The organism is Pseudovibrio sp. WM33, from assembly GCF_001623165.1.
Taxonomy (GTDB): domain Bacteria; phylum Pseudomonadota; class Alphaproteobacteria; order Rhizobiales; family Stappiaceae; genus Pseudovibrio.
In genome coordinates this window covers 54,453-73,218 of record NZ_LMCK01000090.1, presented here as the reverse complement: position 1 = coordinate 73,218, position 18,766 = coordinate 54,453, and the positions used below count along the sequence as shown (strand labels likewise).

Annotated in this window: 24 protein-coding genes and 1 tRNA gene; 12 read left to right on the top strand and 13 right to left on the bottom strand. The window is 50.5% G+C overall.

Annotated features, from left to right (window positions below; all coding sequences use genetic code 11):
• Positions 1-287: 287 nt before the first annotated feature.
• From gpt to PsWM33_RS15715, 4 genes are all read right to left on the bottom strand, one after another.
• Positions 288-791: a xanthine phosphoribosyltransferase gene (gene gpt, locus PsWM33_RS15730; protein WP_057462537.1), complete on the bottom strand. Its 504-nt coding sequence runs from the start codon at positions 789-791 to the stop codon at positions 288-290.
• A gap of 10 nt (positions 792-801) precedes the next feature.
• Positions 802-1,542 carry a competence/damage-inducible protein A gene (locus PsWM33_RS15725; protein ID WP_063300849.1) on the bottom strand — a complete coding sequence of 247 codons (741 nt, stop codon included), beginning with the start codon at positions 1,540-1,542 and terminating at the stop codon, positions 802-804.
• A 148-nt stretch (positions 1,543-1,690) separates the two neighbouring features.
• Positions 1,691-2,890, bottom strand: coding sequence for an FAD-dependent oxidoreductase (locus PsWM33_RS15720; RefSeq protein ID WP_063300848.1), 1,200 nt, complete (start codon positions 2,888-2,890; stop codon positions 1,691-1,693).
• Between the two features lie 98 nt (positions 2,891-2,988).
• Positions 2,989-3,234, bottom strand: a complete 246-nt coding sequence (locus PsWM33_RS15715; RefSeq protein WP_063301102.1) for a zinc-finger domain-containing protein — start codon at positions 3,232-3,234, stop codon at positions 2,989-2,991.
• A gap of 290 nt (positions 3,235-3,524) precedes the next feature.
• Here PsWM33_RS15715 and PsWM33_RS15710 point away from each other — a divergent pair, with 290 nt between their 5' ends.
• The 6 genes from PsWM33_RS15710 (at position 3,525) to PsWM33_RS15685 (ending at position 7,657) form a co-directional block, all read left to right on the top strand.
• Positions 3,525-4,277, top strand: coding sequence for an alpha/beta fold hydrolase (locus tag PsWM33_RS15710; protein ID WP_063297991.1), 753 nt, complete (start codon positions 3,525-3,527; stop codon positions 4,275-4,277).
• The gene (locus PsWM33_RS15705; RefSeq protein ID WP_063300847.1) at positions 4,274-5,146 is read left to right on the top strand and encodes an alpha/beta fold hydrolase; all 873 of its coding nucleotides are present in this window, start codon (positions 4,274-4,276) and stop codon (positions 5,144-5,146) included. The genes PsWM33_RS15710 and PsWM33_RS15705 overlap by 4 nt, the downstream gene beginning before the upstream one ends.
• 205 nt (positions 5,147-5,351) lie before the next feature.
• On the top strand, positions 5,352-6,200 hold the full coding sequence (gene cysE / locus PsWM33_RS15700) for a serine O-acetyltransferase (RefSeq protein ID WP_063289536.1): 849 nt from the start codon (positions 5,352-5,354) through the stop codon (positions 6,198-6,200).
• An 82-nt stretch (positions 6,201-6,282) separates the two neighbouring features.
• Complete coding sequence (locus PsWM33_RS15695) at positions 6,283-6,498, top strand: DUF3126 family protein (RefSeq protein WP_008547690.1); 216 nt, start codon at positions 6,283-6,285, stop codon at positions 6,496-6,498.
• A gap of 261 nt (positions 6,499-6,759) precedes the next feature.
• Positions 6,760-7,074, top strand: coding sequence for a DUF6949 family protein (locus PsWM33_RS15690; protein ID WP_063300846.1), 315 nt, complete (start codon positions 6,760-6,762; stop codon positions 7,072-7,074).
• 55 nt (positions 7,075-7,129) lie between these two features.
• Positions 7,130-7,657, top strand: coding sequence for a gamma carbonic anhydrase family protein (locus tag PsWM33_RS15685; RefSeq protein WP_063300845.1), 528 nt, complete (start codon positions 7,130-7,132; stop codon positions 7,655-7,657).
• A 77-nt stretch (positions 7,658-7,734) separates the two neighbouring features.
• Here the strand turns inward: PsWM33_RS15685 and PsWM33_RS15680 are convergent, their stop codons facing one another.
• The 3 genes from PsWM33_RS15680 to PsWM33_RS15670 all read right to left on the bottom strand — a co-directional run bounded on the left by PsWM33_RS15680 (position 7,735) and on the right by PsWM33_RS15670 (position 10,152).
• Positions 7,735-8,355 carry a transglutaminase-like cysteine peptidase gene (locus tag PsWM33_RS15680; RefSeq protein ID WP_063300844.1) on the bottom strand — a complete coding sequence of 207 codons (621 nt, stop codon included), beginning with the start codon at positions 8,353-8,355 and terminating at the stop codon, positions 7,735-7,737.
• A gap of 367 nt (positions 8,356-8,722) precedes the next feature.
• Positions 8,723-9,358: a PilZ domain-containing protein gene (locus PsWM33_RS15675; protein WP_063300843.1), complete on the bottom strand. Its 636-nt coding sequence runs from the start codon at positions 9,356-9,358 to the stop codon at positions 8,723-8,725.
• A gap of 104 nt (positions 9,359-9,462) precedes the next feature.
• Positions 9,463-10,152: a PAS domain-containing protein gene (locus tag PsWM33_RS15670; protein ID WP_063300842.1), complete on the bottom strand. Its 690-nt coding sequence runs from the start codon at positions 10,150-10,152 to the stop codon at positions 9,463-9,465.
• A gap of 466 nt (positions 10,153-10,618) precedes the next feature.
• On the opposite strand from PsWM33_RS15670, the gene PsWM33_RS15665 reads away from it, so the two are divergent.
• Together PsWM33_RS15665 and PsWM33_RS15660 are read left to right on the top strand one after the other, a co-directional pair.
• Positions 10,619-11,389 (top strand): rhomboid family intramembrane serine protease, encoded by a 771-nt coding sequence (locus PsWM33_RS15665; RefSeq protein WP_063300841.1) that lies wholly within the window; start codon positions 10,619-10,621, stop codon positions 11,387-11,389.
• A gap of 164 nt (positions 11,390-11,553) precedes the next feature.
• A complete protein-coding gene (locus PsWM33_RS15660; RefSeq protein ID WP_063297984.1) occupies positions 11,554-11,985 on the top strand; it encodes a CBS domain-containing protein in 432 nt (143 codons plus the stop codon).
• A gap of 99 nt (positions 11,986-12,084) precedes the next feature.
• Here PsWM33_RS15660 and PsWM33_RS15655 read toward each other — a convergent pair whose 3' ends face one another.
• From PsWM33_RS15655 to folE, 3 genes are all read right to left on the bottom strand, one after another.
• Complete coding sequence (locus tag PsWM33_RS15655; protein WP_063300840.1) at positions 12,085-13,098, bottom strand: patatin-like phospholipase family protein; 1,014 nt, start codon at positions 13,096-13,098, stop codon at positions 12,085-12,087.
• A 98-nt stretch (positions 13,099-13,196) separates the two neighbouring features.
• The gene (gene hisI / locus PsWM33_RS15650; protein ID WP_063300839.1) at positions 13,197-13,667 is read right to left on the bottom strand and encodes a phosphoribosyl-AMP cyclohydrolase; all 471 of its coding nucleotides are present in this window, start codon (positions 13,665-13,667) and stop codon (positions 13,197-13,199) included.
• A gap of 34 nt (positions 13,668-13,701) precedes the next feature.
• A complete protein-coding gene (gene folE, locus PsWM33_RS15645; RefSeq protein ID WP_057462520.1) occupies positions 13,702-14,334 on the bottom strand; it encodes a GTP cyclohydrolase I FolE in 633 nt (210 codons plus the stop codon).
• Positions 14,335-14,749: 415 nt separating this feature from the next.
• Between folE and PsWM33_RS15640 the strand changes: the two genes are divergently transcribed.
• Both PsWM33_RS15640 and yidD read left to right on the top strand, forming a co-directional pair.
• Entirely contained in the window at positions 14,750-15,184 is a 435-nt protein-coding gene (locus tag PsWM33_RS15640) for an iron-sulfur cluster assembly scaffold protein (protein WP_057462519.1), read from the top strand.
• Positions 15,185-15,195: 11 nt separating this feature from the next.
• On the top strand, positions 15,196-15,549 hold the full coding sequence (yidD, locus tag PsWM33_RS26855; protein WP_082827031.1) for a membrane protein insertion efficiency factor YidD: 354 nt from the start codon (positions 15,196-15,198) through the stop codon (positions 15,547-15,549).
• A 15-nt stretch (positions 15,550-15,564) separates the two neighbouring features.
• On the opposite strand, the gene PsWM33_RS15635 is transcribed toward yidD, so the two are convergent.
• Positions 15,565-16,119 (bottom strand): hypothetical protein, encoded by a 555-nt coding sequence (locus tag PsWM33_RS15635; protein WP_063300838.1) that lies wholly within the window; start codon positions 16,117-16,119, stop codon positions 15,565-15,567.
• Between the two features lie 48 nt (positions 16,120-16,167).
• Positions 16,168-16,467: a hypothetical protein gene (locus PsWM33_RS15630; protein ID WP_063300837.1), complete on the bottom strand. Its 300-nt coding sequence runs from the start codon at positions 16,465-16,467 to the stop codon at positions 16,168-16,170.
• Between the two features lie 350 nt (positions 16,468-16,817).
• On the opposite strand from PsWM33_RS15630, the gene PsWM33_RS15625 reads away from it, so the two are divergent.
• A tRNA-Tyr gene (locus PsWM33_RS15625) sits at positions 16,818-16,902 on the top strand.
• A 39-nt stretch (positions 16,903-16,941) separates the two neighbouring features.
• Positions 16,942-17,364, top strand: coding sequence for an ASCH domain-containing protein (locus tag PsWM33_RS15620; protein ID WP_063300836.1), 423 nt, complete (start codon positions 16,942-16,944; stop codon positions 17,362-17,364).
• Here PsWM33_RS15620 and PsWM33_RS15615 read toward each other — a convergent pair.
• Positions 17,361-18,701 carry a glycosyltransferase family 4 protein gene (locus PsWM33_RS15615; protein ID WP_208994583.1) on the bottom strand — a complete coding sequence of 447 codons (1,341 nt, stop codon included), beginning with the start codon at positions 18,699-18,701 and terminating at the stop codon, positions 17,361-17,363. The genes PsWM33_RS15620 and PsWM33_RS15615 overlap by 4 nt on opposite strands.
• Between the last annotated feature and the right edge of the window lie 65 nt (positions 18,702-18,766).

The window sequence follows — 18,766 nt, the reverse complement described above, 5'->3', positions numbered from 1 at the left end:
TTGAAAGATGCGTTACCTCTCTCAAAAGCCCCACCCAGCCCACGACACGCTGACGGACGGTCCGCCAGCTGCCCGTCACGTGGGCATGAAGTTAGTATGGGGGCACATTTGAGCAAGGGGGATAAGTTTGTCTAAGATAGCCGCTAGTCCGATGTTATTCATCGCTTCGTCTCGTGCTGCCAAAATGCATTCGTGAAGGTTGGATCATTACCGGCTTATGAACGGAAAAAGCCCCGGCGGTGAGGCCGAGGCTTTTGAAACTCTTATGCAGAATTCCGGTGGGCTGATTAGCCTGCGGTATCTTTAGAGATTGGCGGCTGGAACTGCATGCCCAGATCCCATGGGAAGTACACCCAGGTATCCTGAGAAACTTCAGTCACAATGGTATCAGCCAGATCGCGACCCATTGGCTTGGCGTAGACGGTTGCAAAGTGTGCTTTTGGCAGCATTTCGCGAACAACTTTTGCAGTCTTACCGGTGTCGACCAGATCGTCGATGATGAGAATGCCTTCACCGCCTTCAGAGCCGACCACTTTCGGGTCGATTGGCTTGATGACCTTCAATTCACCCTGATCGTCGTAGTCGTGGTAAGATGCAATGCAAACTGTTTCGATGGTGCGAACACCCAATTCGCGCGCAATAATGCCAGCTGGAACAAGGCCACCACGTGTGATGGCTACAATCGCTGTAAATTCGCCTTTGTCGGCGAGGCGCCAAGAGAGGGCACGGCAATCGCGGTGGAATTGGTCCCAAGAGACCGGGAATGCTTTGGATTGCTGCTGATTATCCATGTGTCTTCTTTCAAAGAAATTTTGTCTTTGCAGCTTCTACGGCTGCTCGGACGGCTTCACTGGCCTGTTCCAGTACATCATTTGACCTAGATCGCACAACAACCTGTGTGGAAAATACTCCATCTTTTGACTGCGGATAGGAGCCAATTGAGGTTTCGGGGAAGTTTTTCTGGATTTCCCCTAGGTCTGTGGCAATGCGACTCTCAGGAAGAGAGGCCTCAATAGTCACAGAAAGCATCTTTTGACTGGTTTCCAGTGTTGGTGCGATGGCATCGACCATGGATTGCATGATGGCCGGTACACCTGCCATGACGTGCACGTTTTCCATTCTGAAGCCGGGTGCGATGGACACCTTGTTTTCAATCAGGTCGGCGCCATCAGGCAGGCGGGCCATGCGCTTGCGGGCAGGGGTAAAGTTCTCAGCGCCGTAGTGATCTTCCAGAAGCTTGTAAGCGCGTGGGTCCAGATCAATTGAGACACCGAAAGCTTTCGCGATGGCATCTGCTGTGATGTCATCGTGTGTCGGGCCGATCCCGCCGGATGTGAACACGTAGGTGTATTCTGCGCGTAGAGCGTTGACGGCTTCGACGATCTTTTCTTCTACGTCAGGCACGACACGCACTTCAGACAGGTCGATGCCGATATCCGTGAGATAGCTTGCCAGAAAGCCGATGTTTTTATCTTTGGTGCGGCCAGACAGGATTTCATCGCCAATAACGACATATCCCGCTGTGATGATCTTATTGGTCATGGCTTTCTGTATTCCTGAAATATGGGTGGCTTTGACAGCCAGAGCGTGTCGCGTTCATTTGCATTCACGCGCCAAGCTATAGCTGCTTATTCTTATGCGCATTCTTACCCGAAAACCGGCCCCACTTTTCGGGAACATGTATCAGTTTTTAGTCGGTATGGTCTTCCGGCGTCCATTCATAGATCCAGTTAAACCGATCAAGAAGCTGACTTGGGGTGTTGGACCGCATGACGAGATCTCGTGCAATACGAAGAGGGAAGCCCATATGGTAGACCCAGTCATTCCACTTCACGAGCTTGCTCATTTTTTCAATGCGTGGACGGCGGGCAGCCTCATAGGCCTGCAGGGCCTGTGGTGTTGCGCCGTGTTTGTCGACCATTTTGGACAGGACTGCAGCATCTTCGATTGCCATTGCAGCGCCTTGAGCTGAAAATGGCAGGATCGCGTGGGCGGCGTCGCCGATAAGTGTCACAGGGCCCTGGGTCCATGCAGGGCGGGTGTCGACCTCGCACAATGACCATCGGGTCCATGTTTCCGGCAGGTAGACCAGACGCAAGGCCTCTGGAGCCCAGTTGCGAAAGTGCTTGCGGACATGATCACTGCCAACCGGATGGGACCAGCTGTCTTCTTCCCAGTCTTCCTTCGTGATGGCGACGATGTTGAGTAGCTTGCCATTCTTTACTGGATACTGAACCAGATGAGCGTCACGAGCGAGCCACAGGCCCGAGGTGCTTAGGAGAGGTTCCAGATTGAACGGCGGCTCTGCTGTTGCTCTGTAGGCCACGAAACCGGTGTGTTTGGCAGGTGCGCCACCCAATGTGGTCTGGCGGATGCTTGAACGGACACCGTCGGCGCCGATAAGCAGGTCAAACTGATCCGGTATACCTGCAAGAGCTTCTGAGAAAGCCGCTCCCTTGAGCGTGACAGTGTCACCGTTGATTTCGGCGGATTCTACCTTGGTATCCAGCCGCAGAGTGACTTCCGGTGTGTTCTGGACAGCTTCCAATAACAGCTGTTGCAGATCTGCCCGGTGGATCACGTAGTATGGTGCGCCATAGCGGTCTTCAGCAATGCGGCCAAGCGGAACGGTTGCAAGTTGAGACCCATCCTGGCCGGAGCGTATATTGACGCTGGCCGGAGAGACGGCTCTGGACATGAGTGCAGGGCCTAAGCCAAGCGCCTGCAAACATCTCATTGCATTGGGAGATAACTGAATTCCCGCGCCGACTTCGGAAAGCTCTGGGGCAGCGTCGAACAGGAAAACACTGTGGCCCTTACGGGCAAGGTATAACGCAGCTGTAAGTCCGGCGATCCCGGCTCCTGCGATAGCAATATTTTTTGGTATCATTACGCAGCTTGCCTGCCGTGCTTTGCCTGAGGTTATCGGGTTCAGGCAAAGCAATGTGATTACTGTTTATTCGTTTTATCGATCAGATGATGAGGTTGTTAGGCAGCATCAGGTGCCCAGGCGCAGTCAGCCGGATTAGATTCTGCGGAAGCGAGTGCAGCATCGAAGTGGTAAAGCGTTGAGCAGTATGGGCAGATTATGTTGTCATCAGCACCCATGTCGAGGAAGACGTGTGGGTGGTCCTGTGGGGGGCGTGCGCCAATGCACATAAATTCTTTAGCGCCGATTTTAATGGCGTCAACGCCATTGGTGTTGTGAAAGTGGGGTACGACTTTACCGGCCATTTTTTCGCCAAGCTCCATGGAACAAAAATTTGCCACCGACATTAAATTGGTTCTGGTTAAAAAGACAGTTTTTCTCGCTGATTGATTGCCTTGAGATCGATGCGGTCCACAACTGTACTGCGTTTTTTCACCTAGGACCGAGGTTTTACCGCGGAACTGGTGTTGTCTCAGCCTCTGTGAATAGTTGATGGACTAGTCCAAATTGATAGTTCTTTGGCCTTTTCTTTCTCCACCCTTACATTTACCCTCCCATGATCCCATAGTTTTCCTTTACGTAAACGTTAGGTAATATGCCAATATTCAATAATAATGATCACCCTATCGCTTATCTTGATGAAGGAGAGGGCGATCCGATCCTGCTGATCCACGGATTCGCATCCAACAAGTTCGTCAACTGGGTGTATCCCGGCTGGGTTGATTTGTTGGTGAAGGATGGCCGCCGTGTGATTGCGATTGATAATCGTGGTCATGGTGAAAGCTATAAGTACTACAATGCAGAGGATTATGGCGCTCCGGTTATGGCTGAAGATGCGCTGAAACTGCTGGATCATCTCTATATCGATAAAGCGGATTTGCTTGGCTATTCCATGGGCACCCGCATTTCTGCGTTTTGTGCGCTGCAAGCACCGGACCGGGTGCGCTCGCTGTCCCTTGGCGGGATGGGGTATGGGTTGATTTCTGGTGTTGGTAATCCAGAGCCAATCATTGAAGGGTTGTTGGCCGACAAGATCTCTGATGTGAAAGACCGGACGGGTCGTGCCTTCAGAGCCTTTGCCGAGCAGACCAAATCAGACCGGCGTGCGCTGGCAGCGTGTATGCAGTCAGCCCGGAAGCCTATTTCTGAGGATATGGTATCTAAGATTACGGCGCCGACACTTGTTGCTGTTGGTACAAACGATGACGTGGCCGGTGATCCAAAGGCGCTTGCTGATCTTATGCCGAATGCCAGTTATCTGGAGATTACCAACCGGGATCATATGACCGCTGTTGGCGACAAGATTTTTAAAAAAGGCACATTAGAGTTTTTGGAGCAATTTTCATGAATAGAGGCACCCACGAATTTATCGGAGCCGATGGCAACCGCATTGTTGCAGACCGGTTTGGCTCACAAGGTCAGCCGGTGATGATGATGCATGGTGGCGGGCAGACGAGACATTCGTGGGGCAAGACTGCTGAGATGATCGCCAATGCAGGCATGCAGGCGTTTTGTCTTGATATGCGTGGGCACGGTGACAGTGCGTGGGTTGAAGGGGAGAAGTACTTCTTTTCTGACTTCGGCGCAGATGTTGCTGCAGCTGCCTCGCAAATCTATGAGGAAACCGGTTTCAAACCAATTGCAATCGGTGCCTCATTAGGTGGTCTTGCGTCTATTCTGGCTGAGGGTGCTTTGCGTCCAGGTGTGTTGGCTGGCGTTATTCTGGTTGACGTGACCCCGCGCCTAGATGAAGGCGGGGTGAGCAAGATCCTGTCGTTTATGGCTGAAAAGGTTGAGGACGGGTTTGGCAGTGTAGAAGAAGCGGCGGACATGATTGCCTCTTATCTTCCGCATCGAAAGCGCCCCAAGACATTGGATGGCCTTTCGAAAAACCTGCGTTTACGGGATGATGGGCGCTATCGCTGGCACTGGGACCCTCGCTTTATCACGCATCACGCTGATCGTGCTGATATAAAAGATAAGGTGCAGAGTGAGCTGTTGGAGGCAGCAGCTAATCTCAAAGTGCCGAGTATGCTTGTTCGTGGAGCAGCATCAGAGCTTGTGAAACAGAGCCATGTAGATGAATTTCTCGCATTGGTTCCCCATGCACAATTCACAGATGTGAAAGAAGCTGGTCATATGGTGGCAGGCGATGTGAATGATATTTTCACTGCTGCGATCATGCCATTTTTAAAAGAGTACCAAGCGGCAGCTTAAAATTAGAACCAGTTTCTGGTTTTTGAAAGAAATGTAGGTTCACTTTCTAATTGTCTATGTAGGTTTGGTACGCGCTTTCTCTAATGGCAATACTGCGTGATGTACTATAGGCGGATAATTCATAGTGAGTGGGTGGGGCTTGGATCGAGACAGTCTGCACCTATGTAAGGTTGAATAGGTCCTATCCATAAAGGAACGCTCTTTCATGGTGCAATTTTCTTCAAGTAGCCCCAAGGAGTTCGCATCGCATGATCCTGTTTGGGATCGCGTGAAAGCCGAAGCCCAGGCGATGGCCAGCTCTGAGCCAGCACTTGCGTCTTTTGTTTACGAGACGGTGCTGAACCACTCTTCATTAGAGGAAGCGATTGTTCATCGTGTGGCTGACCGGCTAGGCCATGTGGTTGTCTCTTCTTCTCTTATTCGCCAGACTTATCTGGATGTTCTGGATCAGGCTCCTGATATTGTTCAGGCCTTCCGTGTTGATCTGGGTGCTGTTTTTGATCGCGATCCTGCCTGTGACCGGTTTCTGGAACCTCTGCTTTATTTCAAAGGGTTCCATGCGCTGCAGACACACCGGTTAGCCAACTGGTTGTGGAAGCAGGGGCGAGAGGATTTCGCGCTTTACCTGCAAAGCCGTTGCTCTGAAGTGTTCCAGATGGATATTCATCCTCAGGTTCCAATCGGGCGGGGCGTTTTCTTTGACCATGGTACCGGCATTGTGGTTGGCGGCACTGCTGTGATTGAAGACGATGTCTCTATTCTGCAAGGTGTGACACTTGGTGGTACGGGCAAGGTCTCTGGCGACCGTCATCCGAAGATCCGTCAGGGCGTGCTGATTGGTGCGGGTGCCAAAGTTCTAGGCAATCTGGAAATTGGCCATTGCTCACGTGTTGCAGCAGGATCTGTGGTTCTTAAAGACGTTGATCCGTGCACGACTGTGGCGGGTGTTCCTGCCAAGGTTGTGGGTGAAGCTGGTTGCGACCAGCCGGCTCGTGCCATGGATCAAATGATCGGTCAAGGTCAAGGACTTTCCTCGCAAAACAAACAAGGATAAGCTAGTTTCCTAGGGTTGGCAGGGCGATAAACTTGTATAGTTTGTGCCCCAAGTTTGAAGTGAAATTGGTAAGGAGACGGCTGTGAAGCCTGATGAAATTCGTAAGGTGCAAACCTACATGCGCAATACTTTCAAGTCGCCAGAACTTGAAGTACGTGCGCGTCCCCGTAAAGATGATTCCGCAGAAGTTTATATCAATGATGAGTTTCTTGGCGTTATCTTCCGCGACGAGGAAGATGGCGAACTGAGCTGGAACTTCCAGATGGCTATCCTTGATATTGACGTGGAAGGCCTCTAAGGCTTCACGCAAAATCTGATTGATTTGAAGGGCTCCGTTTTGGGGCCCTTTTTGCATCAAAATGAGACTCCTAAGGGCTGTGGGCGTCCTGAATTGAAACGGAATGGAGTTTGTTCACCTGCCTTTATTTCCTATGCGGATTTCATATGTAAATATTAACAGGAGGTTAACTCGAGGATAGCACGCGGCATAGGAATTGCTTTCAACTGCACAGTAACGCGTTTGAGCTGGATTGAGCCAGCTGAGAATGGGGGGAAGTGCATGCTGGGCGATTTCTTGTTGGCTGCGTTTATAGCGGCTTCTGGTTTTGTGACTGCAGGAATTCTGGGTAGCTTCTATCACTTGGTGACTGGGGAGCCACCGCGTTTTTTTGCTGAGATGAAAGGGCCGTTGTCCTGGCTTATTGTCGTCGGGTTATGGCTTGTTGCTGGTCCTTTTATATTTATGCGCAATGCGATCCAAGGTTATTACCGGGAGTCATTTAGCCCCAAGATGCTGGCCGCCGCGGGAGGGCTCACCGCTATGTGGAGCATTCTTTCCGGTACGTTTGTTTTGAGTTTTCTCTTGGCACTTTGAGCAAGCCATATGCTAGATTGCGCAGGATTTGATTTGTGCAATCTAGGAGAACCTTGTGCCTTTTTATAAGCTTGGAGACAGAAGCCCTAATGTTCCTGAAAATGGAAACTACTGGGTCGCGCCATGTGCAAGTCTGATTGGGCATGTGCAGCTGGATGAAGAAGCGAATATTTGGTTTGGCGCTGTTTTGCGCGGTGACAATGAGCTTATCCATATTGGTGCGCGGTCCAACATTCAGGACGGATCAGTTCTTCATACAGATTTGGGGTATCCGCTGGTTGTTGGCGCAAACTGTACGGTTGGTCACAAGGCGATTTTGCATGGGTGCACTGTGGGGGAGGGCTCGCTTATTGGCATGGGCGCGACAATCTTGAACGGCGCTAAGATTGGTAAGGGCTGTATCATCGGCGCAAATGCACTGGTTCCTGAAGGCAAGGTTATTCCAGATGGTTATCTGGTTGTGGGAATGCCGGGGAAGGTGGTTCGTGAGTTGGATGATGAAGCTCAGGCCATGCTTATCCGCTCAGCAGATGGCTACGTGATGAATGCACAGCGCTTTAAAGAGCAGCTGGTTGAACTCTGAAGCCATCACGACTTTTGAAAACAAAACAAGCCGCGGCATTTCCCGCGGCTTTGTTGTTTGCCAAGATCTTGGCAGCTTTATTCTGGAATACTTGCAACGGTGGTGACGCGTTTATCCGAAATAGCGGACCAAGCAGAAGCATGGCGAGCGGACTGGCGTTTCACGTAGCGGTATGGGGTTGAATACCAAGGCAAGATTGAAGAGATCTGATTGTCGAGAATGAGATCTCCCTGATCAGTGCGCACGCTTAAGACAGCGTGCCCGCCGTTACTCAGGTCTTTCACGACCGTTATGAGCAGGGAGCTTGGCGGCCAGCCCAAGGCAATGAGTTGCCGCTGTTTTTCCAGAACGTACTCTTCGCAATCACCCGCACCTTGCGGGTATGTCCAGTATTCAGGCACTCCGAACAGTTGCTCGTCTGTTAGCGGGCGAACTTGTGTATTGATTGAGGCGTTTACATCCAGCAATTCCTGCCAGCGCTCTTTGGTCAAGCGGACAACCAGCGGCGTGTTGGTACCATAGCGGCACTGTTGCGGGTAGTTTTGACAGAATTCGATATGACCAACGGGGGCAGTGGCTTGTCCGATAATTGGCATAAAGCGTCCTGGAACTTGCTCAGCGTGAGCCTGAGACAGGCTGATTAGCCCACCCAATGCGACCCCCAAAACACTTTTCGCGAACAGCTTATACTCAAACACAAGTAGCGCCCTCCAATCATGGCAGGCTCTACTTTCCTTCGCGCATTTTTATTTGGTTATAATCTTTAAAGTGAGTATTTAATCAAAATTGAGCAGTATTTAAATCAAGATTGAGTATCAGTTAAATCAATATTTCAGAAAATAAGAGTCAATATTAATTCAAATTGTAATTATACTAAGACTCCGCAGGAAACTGGAGTTTCTGATGAGACCTAACGAGAGTTTTATGGTTTAGTTACAGTTAATTAGAGAGTTGGCATGTGAAGCTGTGTCAGTTGCATGTAATTCTCACTGCAAATATTTTTTTATAAATTTATCGAAAAGCTGAGGCTTAACCGTTGATAAGACAGGAATCGGTCTGGCTGGCTTAGCGCTTTTCAGCGTTGGAGATATGGTGCTCCAGCAGTTCCTTATTCTGGACGGTGGTGAATTCGACTGCGACGCCTTCTTCAAAGTGGCGAACGATCCGCGCACGCATCTTACCAAGCGTGATTGGTGTTCCAAGTGCTGGACGTACATCTGTCTTGAGTGCTGCGCCAGAGAGGGAGACATCCACAATGCGGCAGGCGTATTCTCTGCCGTCTGGCAAAATGATCTTCGTAATCGGGTTCTTTGGAGTGAAGCGATCAAATCTGCGATCTTCTGGCAGATTAAGCTCGTCTTTGTTGGCCAGCCAAGTCAGGACAGAAGCCAGCTTATCGCGCTTGCGTGCACTGGCATTGAGCGTCATTGCAAAGCCGCCATCGATCTCGCGGACGATCTTTCCTTCAACGCGACCAATGTGATCGAGATAAGCGACAACGCGCTCGCCAACTTCGCCCATTACCGGAGAGATAAAGGCGGCGCCACCAGGTGACATGTTGACGACCTGGCAAGGGTACTCACGTCGGTTTTCCAGCATGAAACGGCCCAGCACGTTGATTTCAACGCGAGAAAAACGGCGTCTGTCAGGTGCTTTTGCCGCTAGTGCAGCAATTCTGTTGGTCGCTGTGCGCCCTGCCATTTTCCTAGGAATCCCGACTACGCGATTATTGACTAGTAGAAACTTGGGTCACACCCTAGGAAAACAAGGTTAACAGAATGGTAACTGTGGTGCGGAGTACAGGTTTATATTTTGCCCCCATCAACAACTCTAAGGTGTCCTACCTGTCGGCTGTTTGGAATTTCAACGGCCTTTGGTGCTGCTGATCGTTGCAAGTGACTTCCACGGCTAACTCTTGGTTCCATTGAGCTAACAGCGCGATGTGTTGGGGTCCCAAAATGTGGGACGCAGTCATTTTCGTCACTGAAGAGAGGTGCGTCTTCATCTGGCCAGATCAACCTCAGGCTGTTGACTTTTTGCTTGGAGATCGCCTGAACACCGAGCCAGAATGGACGCTTGAGCGGTGCCATGCAGCCAAGAATACGCGTACAACCTTCCCCCTGAACACGGATTGGCAGGAGCAGGAGTTCCAGATCTACTGACTGGCCCATTTCAGTTGTGCCGGTGAAGCTGATCACGGCTGCAGCGCCATCCTGTGTTATGGCAGAGAGCATGGCTGTGACGGCTTGCTGGTCTTTCTCATCCCAACCATCAAGGAAACTGCGGCCTTTCAGTTCACGACAGAACAGGGAACACAATCGTGTCCCTGCGAGACGGAACCTGAAATTGTTCTGCTGTGCCAGTTCCAGAATAAACGTATCGCCCAAAACACTTTTGATTGCGGAAGGTTGAATATCGCCACGGTCGGGAGCTGGTCGTTCAGCCCGAATTTCGTCCCAGTATTCGAAGAGTATCCGTGATGCACCGTGTTTCATATTCCCGCCTTCCCCAGTCCGCTTATTGGGTTTTCCCATTGGGGTCAGTGTCCTTTTTATGGACAACTTTAACTATCCGCTGGTCTATGGTGGGGAATAAGCATGGAGCGTGCCAAGTTAGAAATATCATAAAAATTTAATAAAATATTAACCTTAACAAAGAGTTTAAGTTGTGCTGTTGGGGGGCTTGTATAATCTTGGTTGCAGTTGCCTCACCTGAACCCTTGAGGCCCTAAGAATTGAGCTATTGTTGGCGGTAAACCTAGGTTTTCAGCATTTCGTGTGCTGATAAAAAGTCGGGAAATCAAACGCCTAACGGGGAGAAGCTCCGATAAACCGTCAGCGCTTGGGGGAGTGCTGGCGGTTTATTGTTTTCATTTGATCCTTACATTTTGCGGCAAGCCTTGCGAAGCGTGCCAAGTTGTCTTAGTTCAAAATGGGACAATAATTTTGGATCTGTAATAAAATGAACCAATCCAATGAAGACCATATGGCACCTCACGGCCCCAACCTTCAGAGACCAGCACGGGAGCCGATGTTCAATCTGCCAACCGTCGTTGTTGGACTGTCTCTGATCTTTATCGGGATACATCTGGTTCGTGCCTATGTGTTGACGCCCAACGCGGATTTGCAGACGCTGCTTTTATTTGCGTTCTGGCCTGTCCGATATCTTAGTGGTTTTATGGCTGAATATTCCTGGCCAGGAGAAACCGTTTCGGCGATCTGGAGTTTTCTGACCTACGGATTTTTGCATGGTAGCGTGCAGCATGTAGGTTTCAATGTGCTTTGGATGGCAGTGTTCGGGAGTGCTGTTGCACGACGTTTTGGTGCGACCCGTTTTCTGCTGCTGTCGGCTGTATGCGCTGTTGCCGGCGCGGGGGCTCACCTTGCTACAAACTGGGGGCAGAGTATCCCGGTGATTGGTGCATCGGCGGCAGTTTCAGGACAGATGGCAGCTTCCTTACGTTTTATCTTTGAAGCTGGTGGTCCGATGAGCTCGTTTCGGCGCTTTGATAATGCAGCCTATTCTATTCCTGCCCGACCTTTGATGGAGGCGTTGAGCGATCGTCGTGTCCTTACCTTTATTCTGGTATGGTTTGGCTTGAACTTCCTATTTGGCATGTGGTCCGCGCCAATTGCGGGTGAGGGCGTTAGTATTGCCTGGCAAGCTCACGTAGGTGGATTTATCGCTGGCTTGATCCTATTCCCATTATTGGATCCGATTAAACCGCGTTGAAGTGAGGGGTTTAATAGTTAGCTAACTACATATGTTAACAGCACCTAAGTTGGTGACTAGGCAAGCATTGTTTTTTTGTGTCATGATGCCGTAGGGTTAGATTTATTCTCTTCCTCTTTTTTCTCTGAGAAAGAAGGATGACATAAACAAACGAGGAGGTCGCCATGACAGTTGCTGCCATATTGAACGGCAAAGGGCGAGACGTTTTTACGGAGCCGAGTACACGTAGTTTAAGCGAGATTTGCGCAAGCCTTTGTGGTCGCCGCGTAGGTGCAATTGTGTTGTGTGATAAGCCGGGTGTGATTGTTGGGATCGTGTCGGAGCGTGATGTGGTTCAGGCAATTTCGATGGAAGGTACTGACGCGCTTGCACAGCCTGTCAGCGATTACATGACCAAAGAGGTTGCCGTCTGTAACGAGATGGATTCCGTGAACGGTGTCATGGCGCGTATGACTGAAGGGCGGTTCCGGCATATGCCAGTCGTGGAAGACGGTAAGCTTATCGGATTGGTCTCAATCGGTGATATCGTGAAGTTCCGTATCGCTCAGGTTGAGCGTGAAGCGGACGACATGCGGAGTTACATTCAGGCCGTATGATCTGTGCCTTAGCTGCTGTGCTTTTAGGGCACAGCAGTTCCAATTCTGACCAGTTCTCATCAAATCATTGTTGTTGGCATCGGTGTTTAGAGCACTGCGTCAAGGCTGCACTTCTGCCAGTTGATGGAGTTCTGGAAGCGCACGGCAAGTGGTTTCATACCCGACGCGAATTGCCTCTTCACCGCGATGGAAGTCGAACAAACCCAGATGTGAGAGACGTAGTGTCAGAATGTTGTCTGGTGGGTCTCCTGCAAGCCGTGAGCGTCCAATCCTGTCCTGAATGATATTGTAGCTGTCCATCATTACGCCGGAGATGCCCGGCAATCCTTTTGGCTTCCCACCGAATATTTGACGTCGCAAGACGCGCTTGATTGCGCCGCCCGGATCTTTTTGCAGCTTGCTATCGATCTCCGGGATCATGTCTTTCGGGATTGGGGGCAGTTCATGGACAACTGTAGAGCCTCGGCCGAATGTGTCGGAGTTGAGGTTGACTGCGATCACAGCTCGTGCACCCATCGCGCGGCAAACTGAGACTGGGATTGGATTGACCAACGCACCGTCCACCAGCCAGCGGCCACCATATGCGACCGGCTCGAACACGCCGGGGAGGGAGGTGGAACAACGCATTGCCTGCGTGAGTGGACCCTTCTTCAACCAGATTTCGTGTCCGGTTCCAAGCTCCGTTGCAACTGCTGCAAACGGTCGGTCGAGGTCCTCGATCATGATCCCACCGAAGTGGTCTTCGAACAATGAAAGGACTTTTTTGCCTGAGATGAGGCCGGAACCGCCGAAGGAAAGGTCGACCATGCTGAAGACCCGGCGGCGAGAAAGCGACACAACCCACTCTTCGAGTTGGTCCAGCTTGCCGCAGAGATAACAGCCGCCGACAACAGCGCCAATAGACGTGCCTGCTATAAAGTCCGGCTGAATGCCTGCTTCTGAAAGGGCTTTAAGTACGCCAATATGCGCCCAACCACGAGCCGCACCACCGCCCAGAGCCAATCCGATACCTGGTGTGATCTCTGGCTCAGGTGTGGTGGGTGGTGTCTCAGGCTCTTCTTCTACAGGCTGTTTGCTGTTTGGCCACAGAGGTAGATTTTGCAGCACTGCTATCTCCCCGACTGTCTTTCAACGGTTGAATAATCAAAATTACCTTGGGGTAACTATGCTATTTAAACCTATAAAAAGACTGAATCGGGGCACAGCGAAACCTACTGTTTTTTCCCGTAAACTTCTTGGGGGTCATATACCGGAGCGACTTCCGTCTTCTCCAGCCAAACGTCGCCTGTGTCGTTGCTGTCCACTTTTCGGAAGAAGCAGGAGCGGTAACCGACGTGACAGGTTGCGCCGTTGCCGTGCACTTTGACGCGCAGCCATATGGCGTCCTGATCGCAATCGGTCCGGATTTCAATGACTTCCTGCACCTGCCCGGAAGTGCCGCCCTTTTTCCAGTATTCCTGTCTGGAGCGGCTCCAGTACCAAGCTTCGCCGGTTTCAATTGTACGACGCAGGCTCTCGGTGTTCATATAGCCCACCATGAGTAGCTCACCGGTCTCGAAATCCGTAACTGCAGCTGCGATCAGACCGTTATCGTCAAATTTTGGGCAGAGTTCATCACCCAGCTCAATTGCTTTTTTGTCAGCACGCGGCGCGAAGCCGTCGGCTTTAATATTCGTCGACATAAAATGCTCGAATTTTGTGATGAATGGTCCGAGCTTACGAACGGACCATTGTCATAAAGCGTACCTGTTCAGATGCGTTGTCTTCAAAAACACCAGAGAACCGGTTGGTGAGTGTTGATACACCCTGCTTTTGAATGCCACGCATGGACATGCACTGGTGTTCTGCCTCAATCATGACGGCGACGCCACGTGGAGCCAGATATTCTTCCAATGCCGTTGCGATCTGAACGGTCAGATGTTCCTGTGTCTGAAGGCGACGTGCGTAAATTTCTACAACACGTGCGATCTTGGACAGGCCGACCACAGCATGATCTGGATAATAAGCAATATGTGCTTTTCCGGTGAACGGCAGCACATGATGCTCACAGAAAGAAGTGAAAGAGATATCCTTCAGCAGCACAATATCATTGTAGCCGCCGACTTCTTCGAAGGTTCGTTCCAAGTGCTCGCGAGGATCTTCTTTGTATCCAGAGAAGAGATCTTCGTAGGCTTTTACCACGCGTTTTGGTGTATCCAGCAGTCCTTCACGTTCGGTGTCATCACCGATCCATTGAAGAAGTACGCGTGCAGCAGCCTCAGCTTCAGCCCGGCTAGGGCGGTTGGGGAGCTTGTTGTCTTCTGTAGCCGTGGGATCGGTCTCTGTAACCGGTCTCAAAACAGCGTCCATATTATGTCTCCAACAATACGCAGTCGATGAGTGTAATTTAAGACATACTTCTCTTAAAAAAACACTGAACCCGCCATAGGTTCCTGCGCAACAACTATTTTTGTCGGCCTGTTTTCAGTCAGGCTCTTCCCATTGTCATACGCAAATCTATAGCTTACCTAAGGAGATGCGAGTATGGCGCAGGGTATAAACTACGACAACCCGTTTAGACAGCCAATAAATTGGCACCTATGGTTTCTTCTAGGTAATGTGTGCTAGATTGCGATATTCCGCTTTTGACCTCTAGCAAGGTCTCGGCAGCACCACCTATATAAGATAGATGTCTTGGTTAGGAAAGGGTCTTCCCTTACTACTGAGTGATCCAAGGTCGCTTTAAGTTATAAAGCGAGTGTCAGAATAGTAGCCAGAGTTTTGCATGTTGGACGACATTTACAATACTAAGATCCTTGAGTTTGCAGGGAATATCCCTTTGTTGGGACATCTCGATGCCCCGCAAGCTCAGGCAAAAGCACACTCGCGGCTTTGTGGTTCGACGGTGAGCGTTGAGGTTTGTGTAGCCGATGGTCTAATAACCTCATTTGCGCAGGACGTGAAAGCGTGCGCGCTTGGGCAAGCCTCAGCCTCTATTTTAGGCCAGCATGTTATTGGGGCTTCACCCTCTGAAATTCGGGAGGCTTATGCGCAGCTCCATGCGATGTTGAAGGAAAGTGGACCACCGCCGAATGGTCGTTTCGCTGATCTGTCCTTCCTTGAACCGGTGCGCGATTATAAAGCGCGTCATGCGTCCACCATGCTTGCGTTTGAAGCCCTGGTGAAAGCGCTTGACGATGTTGAAGCTACCGTTGCTTAAGGCCAACTGAAATGTGTAAGCCCGAACCGCTCCCCAAAGTGAGGCCTGCCAGCCTGATGGCGCGGGTTGGGATCGGGCTTATTTGGATTTACCAACACAGTTTGTCGTTGATACTCGGGCGTGCGTGCCGTTATCAGCCTTCCTGCTCACATTATACAGCTGAGGCGATGGTGCGTTTCGGCTTTTGGCGTGGCGGTTGGATTGGGCTATCACGGATCATCCGTTGCAACCCATATGGGGCCAGCGGGTATGATCCTGTGCCTGCAAGTCTGCCCGAGCATTCCAGATGGTATCTGCCCTGGCGCTATGGGCACTGGACTGGACACCATATTGACCCCAAGACGCGCTTTGATCTGCCGGACTAGAAACCGTTCCTGTTGCTAAGGGCAGGTGAACTCGTTTTTCTCTTCTTCAGTGAGGACTGGCAAAACCGCGAACTCTCCCTCAATGGAGAGGTTTTCATAGGGCTGTGAGTTGATAACAACGCCGTATGCTTTTCCGCTGGCAGCATCTAATGTCCAAACCCATCCGAGATTGGATTCCTGCGGATTATCCTTCCAGGAGAATTGAGTAATTTCCGGTGTGATCTGCTGCACAGTGTAGGTTGCAGATCCTTTGCTCTTGCCAAGTTTGGAGGTGGTGTTCCAAGCGAGTGCTTCACTGTTGCAAATGAAGGTCGTGAATTTCTCCTCGATCGCCTCTGCGCCTTCCTTTGTAATAGTCCAGGCGAAATTCAATGATTTCCCTAACCATTGCTCGGCGGCTTTTGCAGCGGAAGCGCCACTTCCAGTTTCTGCGAGTGTATGGATGTCGCTTTGGAGACTTTTGCTGGTTGGGACGGGCGGGCCATCTCCCGTAACCTGTGCAACCGCTACCAGACCAGATGAATGAATGAACAAGACTGCGCTTGCGCTCAGGATTGCTAAGGGTTTCATTGGGTTATCCTGTTTTCATTCTTGCCGCTGTTTGATTGAGTTCAAAGGCTACTGAAAGAACTGCGACCAAAAACTTCCTTTGTCACTCTCGCTTTGCTCATTGTCAGTAGCGGTTGGATCAGTTGTCGGTTCGGATGGTGCCGGCATGTCGTGCGGATTGCTCATTTGGTATTCCGGCATGCCACTCATCATGGATGGGTCTTCTTCTGCATTATCTGGCTCTGGTTCGACAGTTCCAGAGGTTCCAAGAGAGGGTTCAATAGATATCTGAGCGTGAGCAGGACTCGCTCCAGACGTGAGCGCAAACCCCATGACGACAAGATATGTGAAAAGCCAGTGCCTGCTCATTTGAATACCTTTGGATGATCAGTGTGGTGTGCACTCCAATACAGAAACTCATAATTTCGTTTGAAGATAATGGCTTAATGTAGAGTTGCGTCCAGCAACTTGAAGTGGTTCCGGGTTCTTGGCTTAATGAAAAGCTATCTGTCGGTGTTGAAATTCATGAAATTTTTGTGTGCGGAATACGTGATTTTGCCTATGTGAGAGCTGCCTAGAGGCGTGTTGTTCACAGATTGAGGGCCAAAAACGTTTTTTCATATGTTTTCCCAACCCAAATTTCAAAGGAGCGTTGACAAGAGGGGCTCAAATGAAGATAACCCGTCCTCACACGGCGCGGCCAACTTGGCCAATGCGACGGAGGAGTGCCCGAGTGGCTAAAGGGGGCGGACTGTAAATCCGCTGGCTATGCCTACGTTGGTTCGAATCCAACCTCCTCCACCATTTTTCTTTCATAAAATCAGTTTGTTACGGTAGAGATGCATGTCTATTGAAGGTTTTGAAGACCTCCCAAGTTATGCTTTTGGCGACAGCCCTGACCTTGCTGACAGCTTGCTTGAGCTTGTTCTGAATGGAACAAAGACGGCTACCTGTGGCGATCTGCTTTCCTATGAGAAAGAAGGGGAGCCGCTTCCTCAGCCGGGTGATAAGTTCGTTATTCTTGATGGTAAGGGGCAAGCCGCTTGCGTCATTGAGATGGTTACGGTTGATGTGCGCCAGTTCGACGAGATTGATGAAATTTGGGCTGTGCTGGAAGGTGAAGGCGATCTTAGCCTTGAATTTTGGCAGGACGCGCATCGTGAATATTTTGAGCGCAACGGTGTCTTTGCTCAAGATATGAAGTTGGTTTGTGAGTATTTCCAGCTGGTAAAGATCTTCGAACGCGATCAAGCTAAGCCGAATTAAGTCTCTTCCAGTTTTTGTGAGATGCTCTCTGAGCCGGATGATCGCTTGTCCGGTGATGTGCTGTGGCTTTGAATAGCCTGCCAGATATCCTCTTTAACATTCTGCCATTGCCGGAGCTCAGCCCTTAAGGGTAGTTCTGCGCGTAAGGCGTCCTTGGTTTTTAATGTTGATTGGATCAGGGCAGCCAGTTCCTCAGCGTTGTGCGGGTCGAAATATCGGCAATGATCACCGCCAACTTCTGGAATAGAGGTCGCCTTTGAGGCAAGCACAGGTGTCCCCATCCAAAGAGCTTCGCCGACGGGCAGGCCGTATCCTTCAAACAAGCTCGGATACACCAGCGCAATTGCTTCTTTGTAAAGGGCGGTGAGCTCGGCTTGCGAGGGCGATTGGACAATCGTCACGTACTTGCCAATAGCCGTATACTGCTGATCTTTGTTGAGGCTTGCGAAGGCGCCATTTGGAATTGCGCCTGCGCATATGAGCTGTGGCAGTGGGGTATCTTCGTTGTGCTCCAGAATGTGCAAGTAAGCGTCAAAAACCAGCTTCGCATTTTTTCGGTATCTAATGTCACCTAACAGCAAAAAGAAACCATTCTCCGGGCGTTGTCTGAGCGGGTAGATCGGCTCTGTTTCCTGAAATTCGTGAGCCAAATGGACAACGCTTGTGCTCTGAGGGGATGGGAGTTTCTGCTCTGCCAGGAATTTCAGCAGATCGCTTCTCGTATACTCAGAGTTTGCCAGAACGTGCGGTCTTGTAGTGACGGTTCGCCTTAGATGTTCCAGCCAAAGTTTTGCGCCGAGGTCTTCTTCAGGGTCGTTGAGACGCAAAGGAGATATGTCATGGATCATGACATAGACTGGTACATATGGTGCGCGGCTCTTCACATACTCAGTTAGACGCCGAGCTTCTTCCAAGTTTCCCAATGAAAGGAAGGGAGCGTCAATGTCGGAGAGTGGATCTCCAAGCGCTTCTCCATCATAAGCTCCGATGGTTTCATCCGCGTGTGAGCGCAATGTATGCCGCAACCTGTGAAATAGTCCTTTGATCTTGCGGTTCCTGTATTTTTCAAGATGGAATGTTTTTACAGGAGCGCCCAGCAAATCGGGCAGATATGCAGGGTTAAGGTCATCATCCTTAAACAGAGGATCGGCTTGCACACTCACATATTCGTTTGTTCGGGCGTCATGGCAGATGAAGGTGACTTCAAGGTCATCCTTATAAAAGCGTCTGGCTGTTTCATAGAGTGTTCTGGTGACGCCATTCGCCTGTAATGAGGTAGAGCGGTTCTGCCTCAAGGTGGTCAAATCAAAGTAGAGCTTTGGCTTTGGCGTCGTCATGCTCAGCTCCTGGTTGCTGGTAGAGTGTGCGTCATGCATTCCTTGTGATGGAGTTTGCGAATCCT

Bases quoted from the DNA above. Each gene is read 5' to 3' on its own strand.
- gpt (WP_057462537.1), bottom strand. From the start codon at position 791: ATGGATAATCAGCAGCAATCCAAAGCATTCCCGGTCTCTTGGGACCAA.
- PsWM33_RS15725 (WP_063300849.1), bottom strand. From the start codon at position 1,542: ATGACCAATAAGATCATCACAGCGGGATATGTCGTTATTGGCGATGAA.
- PsWM33_RS15720 (WP_063300848.1), bottom strand. From the start codon at position 2,890: ATGATACCAAAAAATATTGCTATCGCAGGAGCCGGGATCGCCGGACTT.
- PsWM33_RS15715 (WP_063301102.1), bottom strand. From the start codon at position 3,234: ATGGCCGGTAAAGTCGTACCCCACTTTCACAACACCAATGGCGTTGAC.
- PsWM33_RS15710 (WP_063297991.1), top strand. From the start codon at position 3,525: ATGCCAATATTCAATAATAATGATCACCCTATCGCTTATCTTGATGAA.
- PsWM33_RS15705 (WP_063300847.1), top strand. From the start codon at position 4,274: ATGAATAGAGGCACCCACGAATTTATCGGAGCCGATGGCAACCGCATT.
- cysE (WP_063289536.1), top strand. From the start codon at position 5,352: ATGGTGCAATTTTCTTCAAGTAGCCCCAAGGAGTTCGCATCGCATGAT.
- PsWM33_RS15690 (WP_063300846.1), top strand. From the start codon at position 6,760: ATGCTGGGCGATTTCTTGTTGGCTGCGTTTATAGCGGCTTCTGGTTTT.
- PsWM33_RS15675 (WP_063300843.1), bottom strand. From the start codon at position 9,358: ATGGCAGGGCGCACAGCGACCAACAGAATTGCTGCACTAGCGGCAAAA.
- PsWM33_RS15670 (WP_063300842.1), bottom strand. From the start codon at position 10,152: ATGAAACACGGTGCATCACGGATACTCTTCGAATACTGGGACGAAATT.
- PsWM33_RS15665 (WP_063300841.1), top strand. From the start codon at position 10,619: ATGAACCAATCCAATGAAGACCATATGGCACCTCACGGCCCCAACCTT.
- PsWM33_RS15660 (WP_063297984.1), top strand. From the start codon at position 11,554: ATGACAGTTGCTGCCATATTGAACGGCAAAGGGCGAGACGTTTTTACG.
- hisI (WP_063300839.1), bottom strand. From the start codon at position 13,667: ATGTCGACGAATATTAAAGCCGACGGCTTCGCGCCGCGTGCTGACAAA.
- folE (WP_057462520.1), bottom strand. From the start codon at position 14,334: ATGGACGCTGTTTTGAGACCGGTTACAGAGACCGATCCCACGGCTACA.
- PsWM33_RS15640 (WP_057462519.1), top strand. From the start codon at position 14,750: ATGTTGGACGACATTTACAATACTAAGATCCTTGAGTTTGCAGGGAAT.
- yidD (WP_082827031.1), top strand. From the start codon at position 15,196: ATGTGTAAGCCCGAACCGCTCCCCAAAGTGAGGCCTGCCAGCCTGATG.
- PsWM33_RS15635 (WP_063300838.1), bottom strand. From the start codon at position 16,119: ATGAAACCCTTAGCAATCCTGAGCGCAAGCGCAGTCTTGTTCATTCAT.
- PsWM33_RS15630 (WP_063300837.1), bottom strand. From the start codon at position 16,467: ATGAGCAGGCACTGGCTTTTCACATATCTTGTCGTCATGGGGTTTGCG.
- PsWM33_RS15620 (WP_063300836.1), top strand. From the start codon at position 16,942: ATGTCTATTGAAGGTTTTGAAGACCTCCCAAGTTATGCTTTTGGCGAC.
- PsWM33_RS15615 (WP_208994583.1), bottom strand. From the start codon at position 18,701: ATGACGACGCCAAAGCCAAAGCTCTACTTTGATTTGACCACCTTGAGG.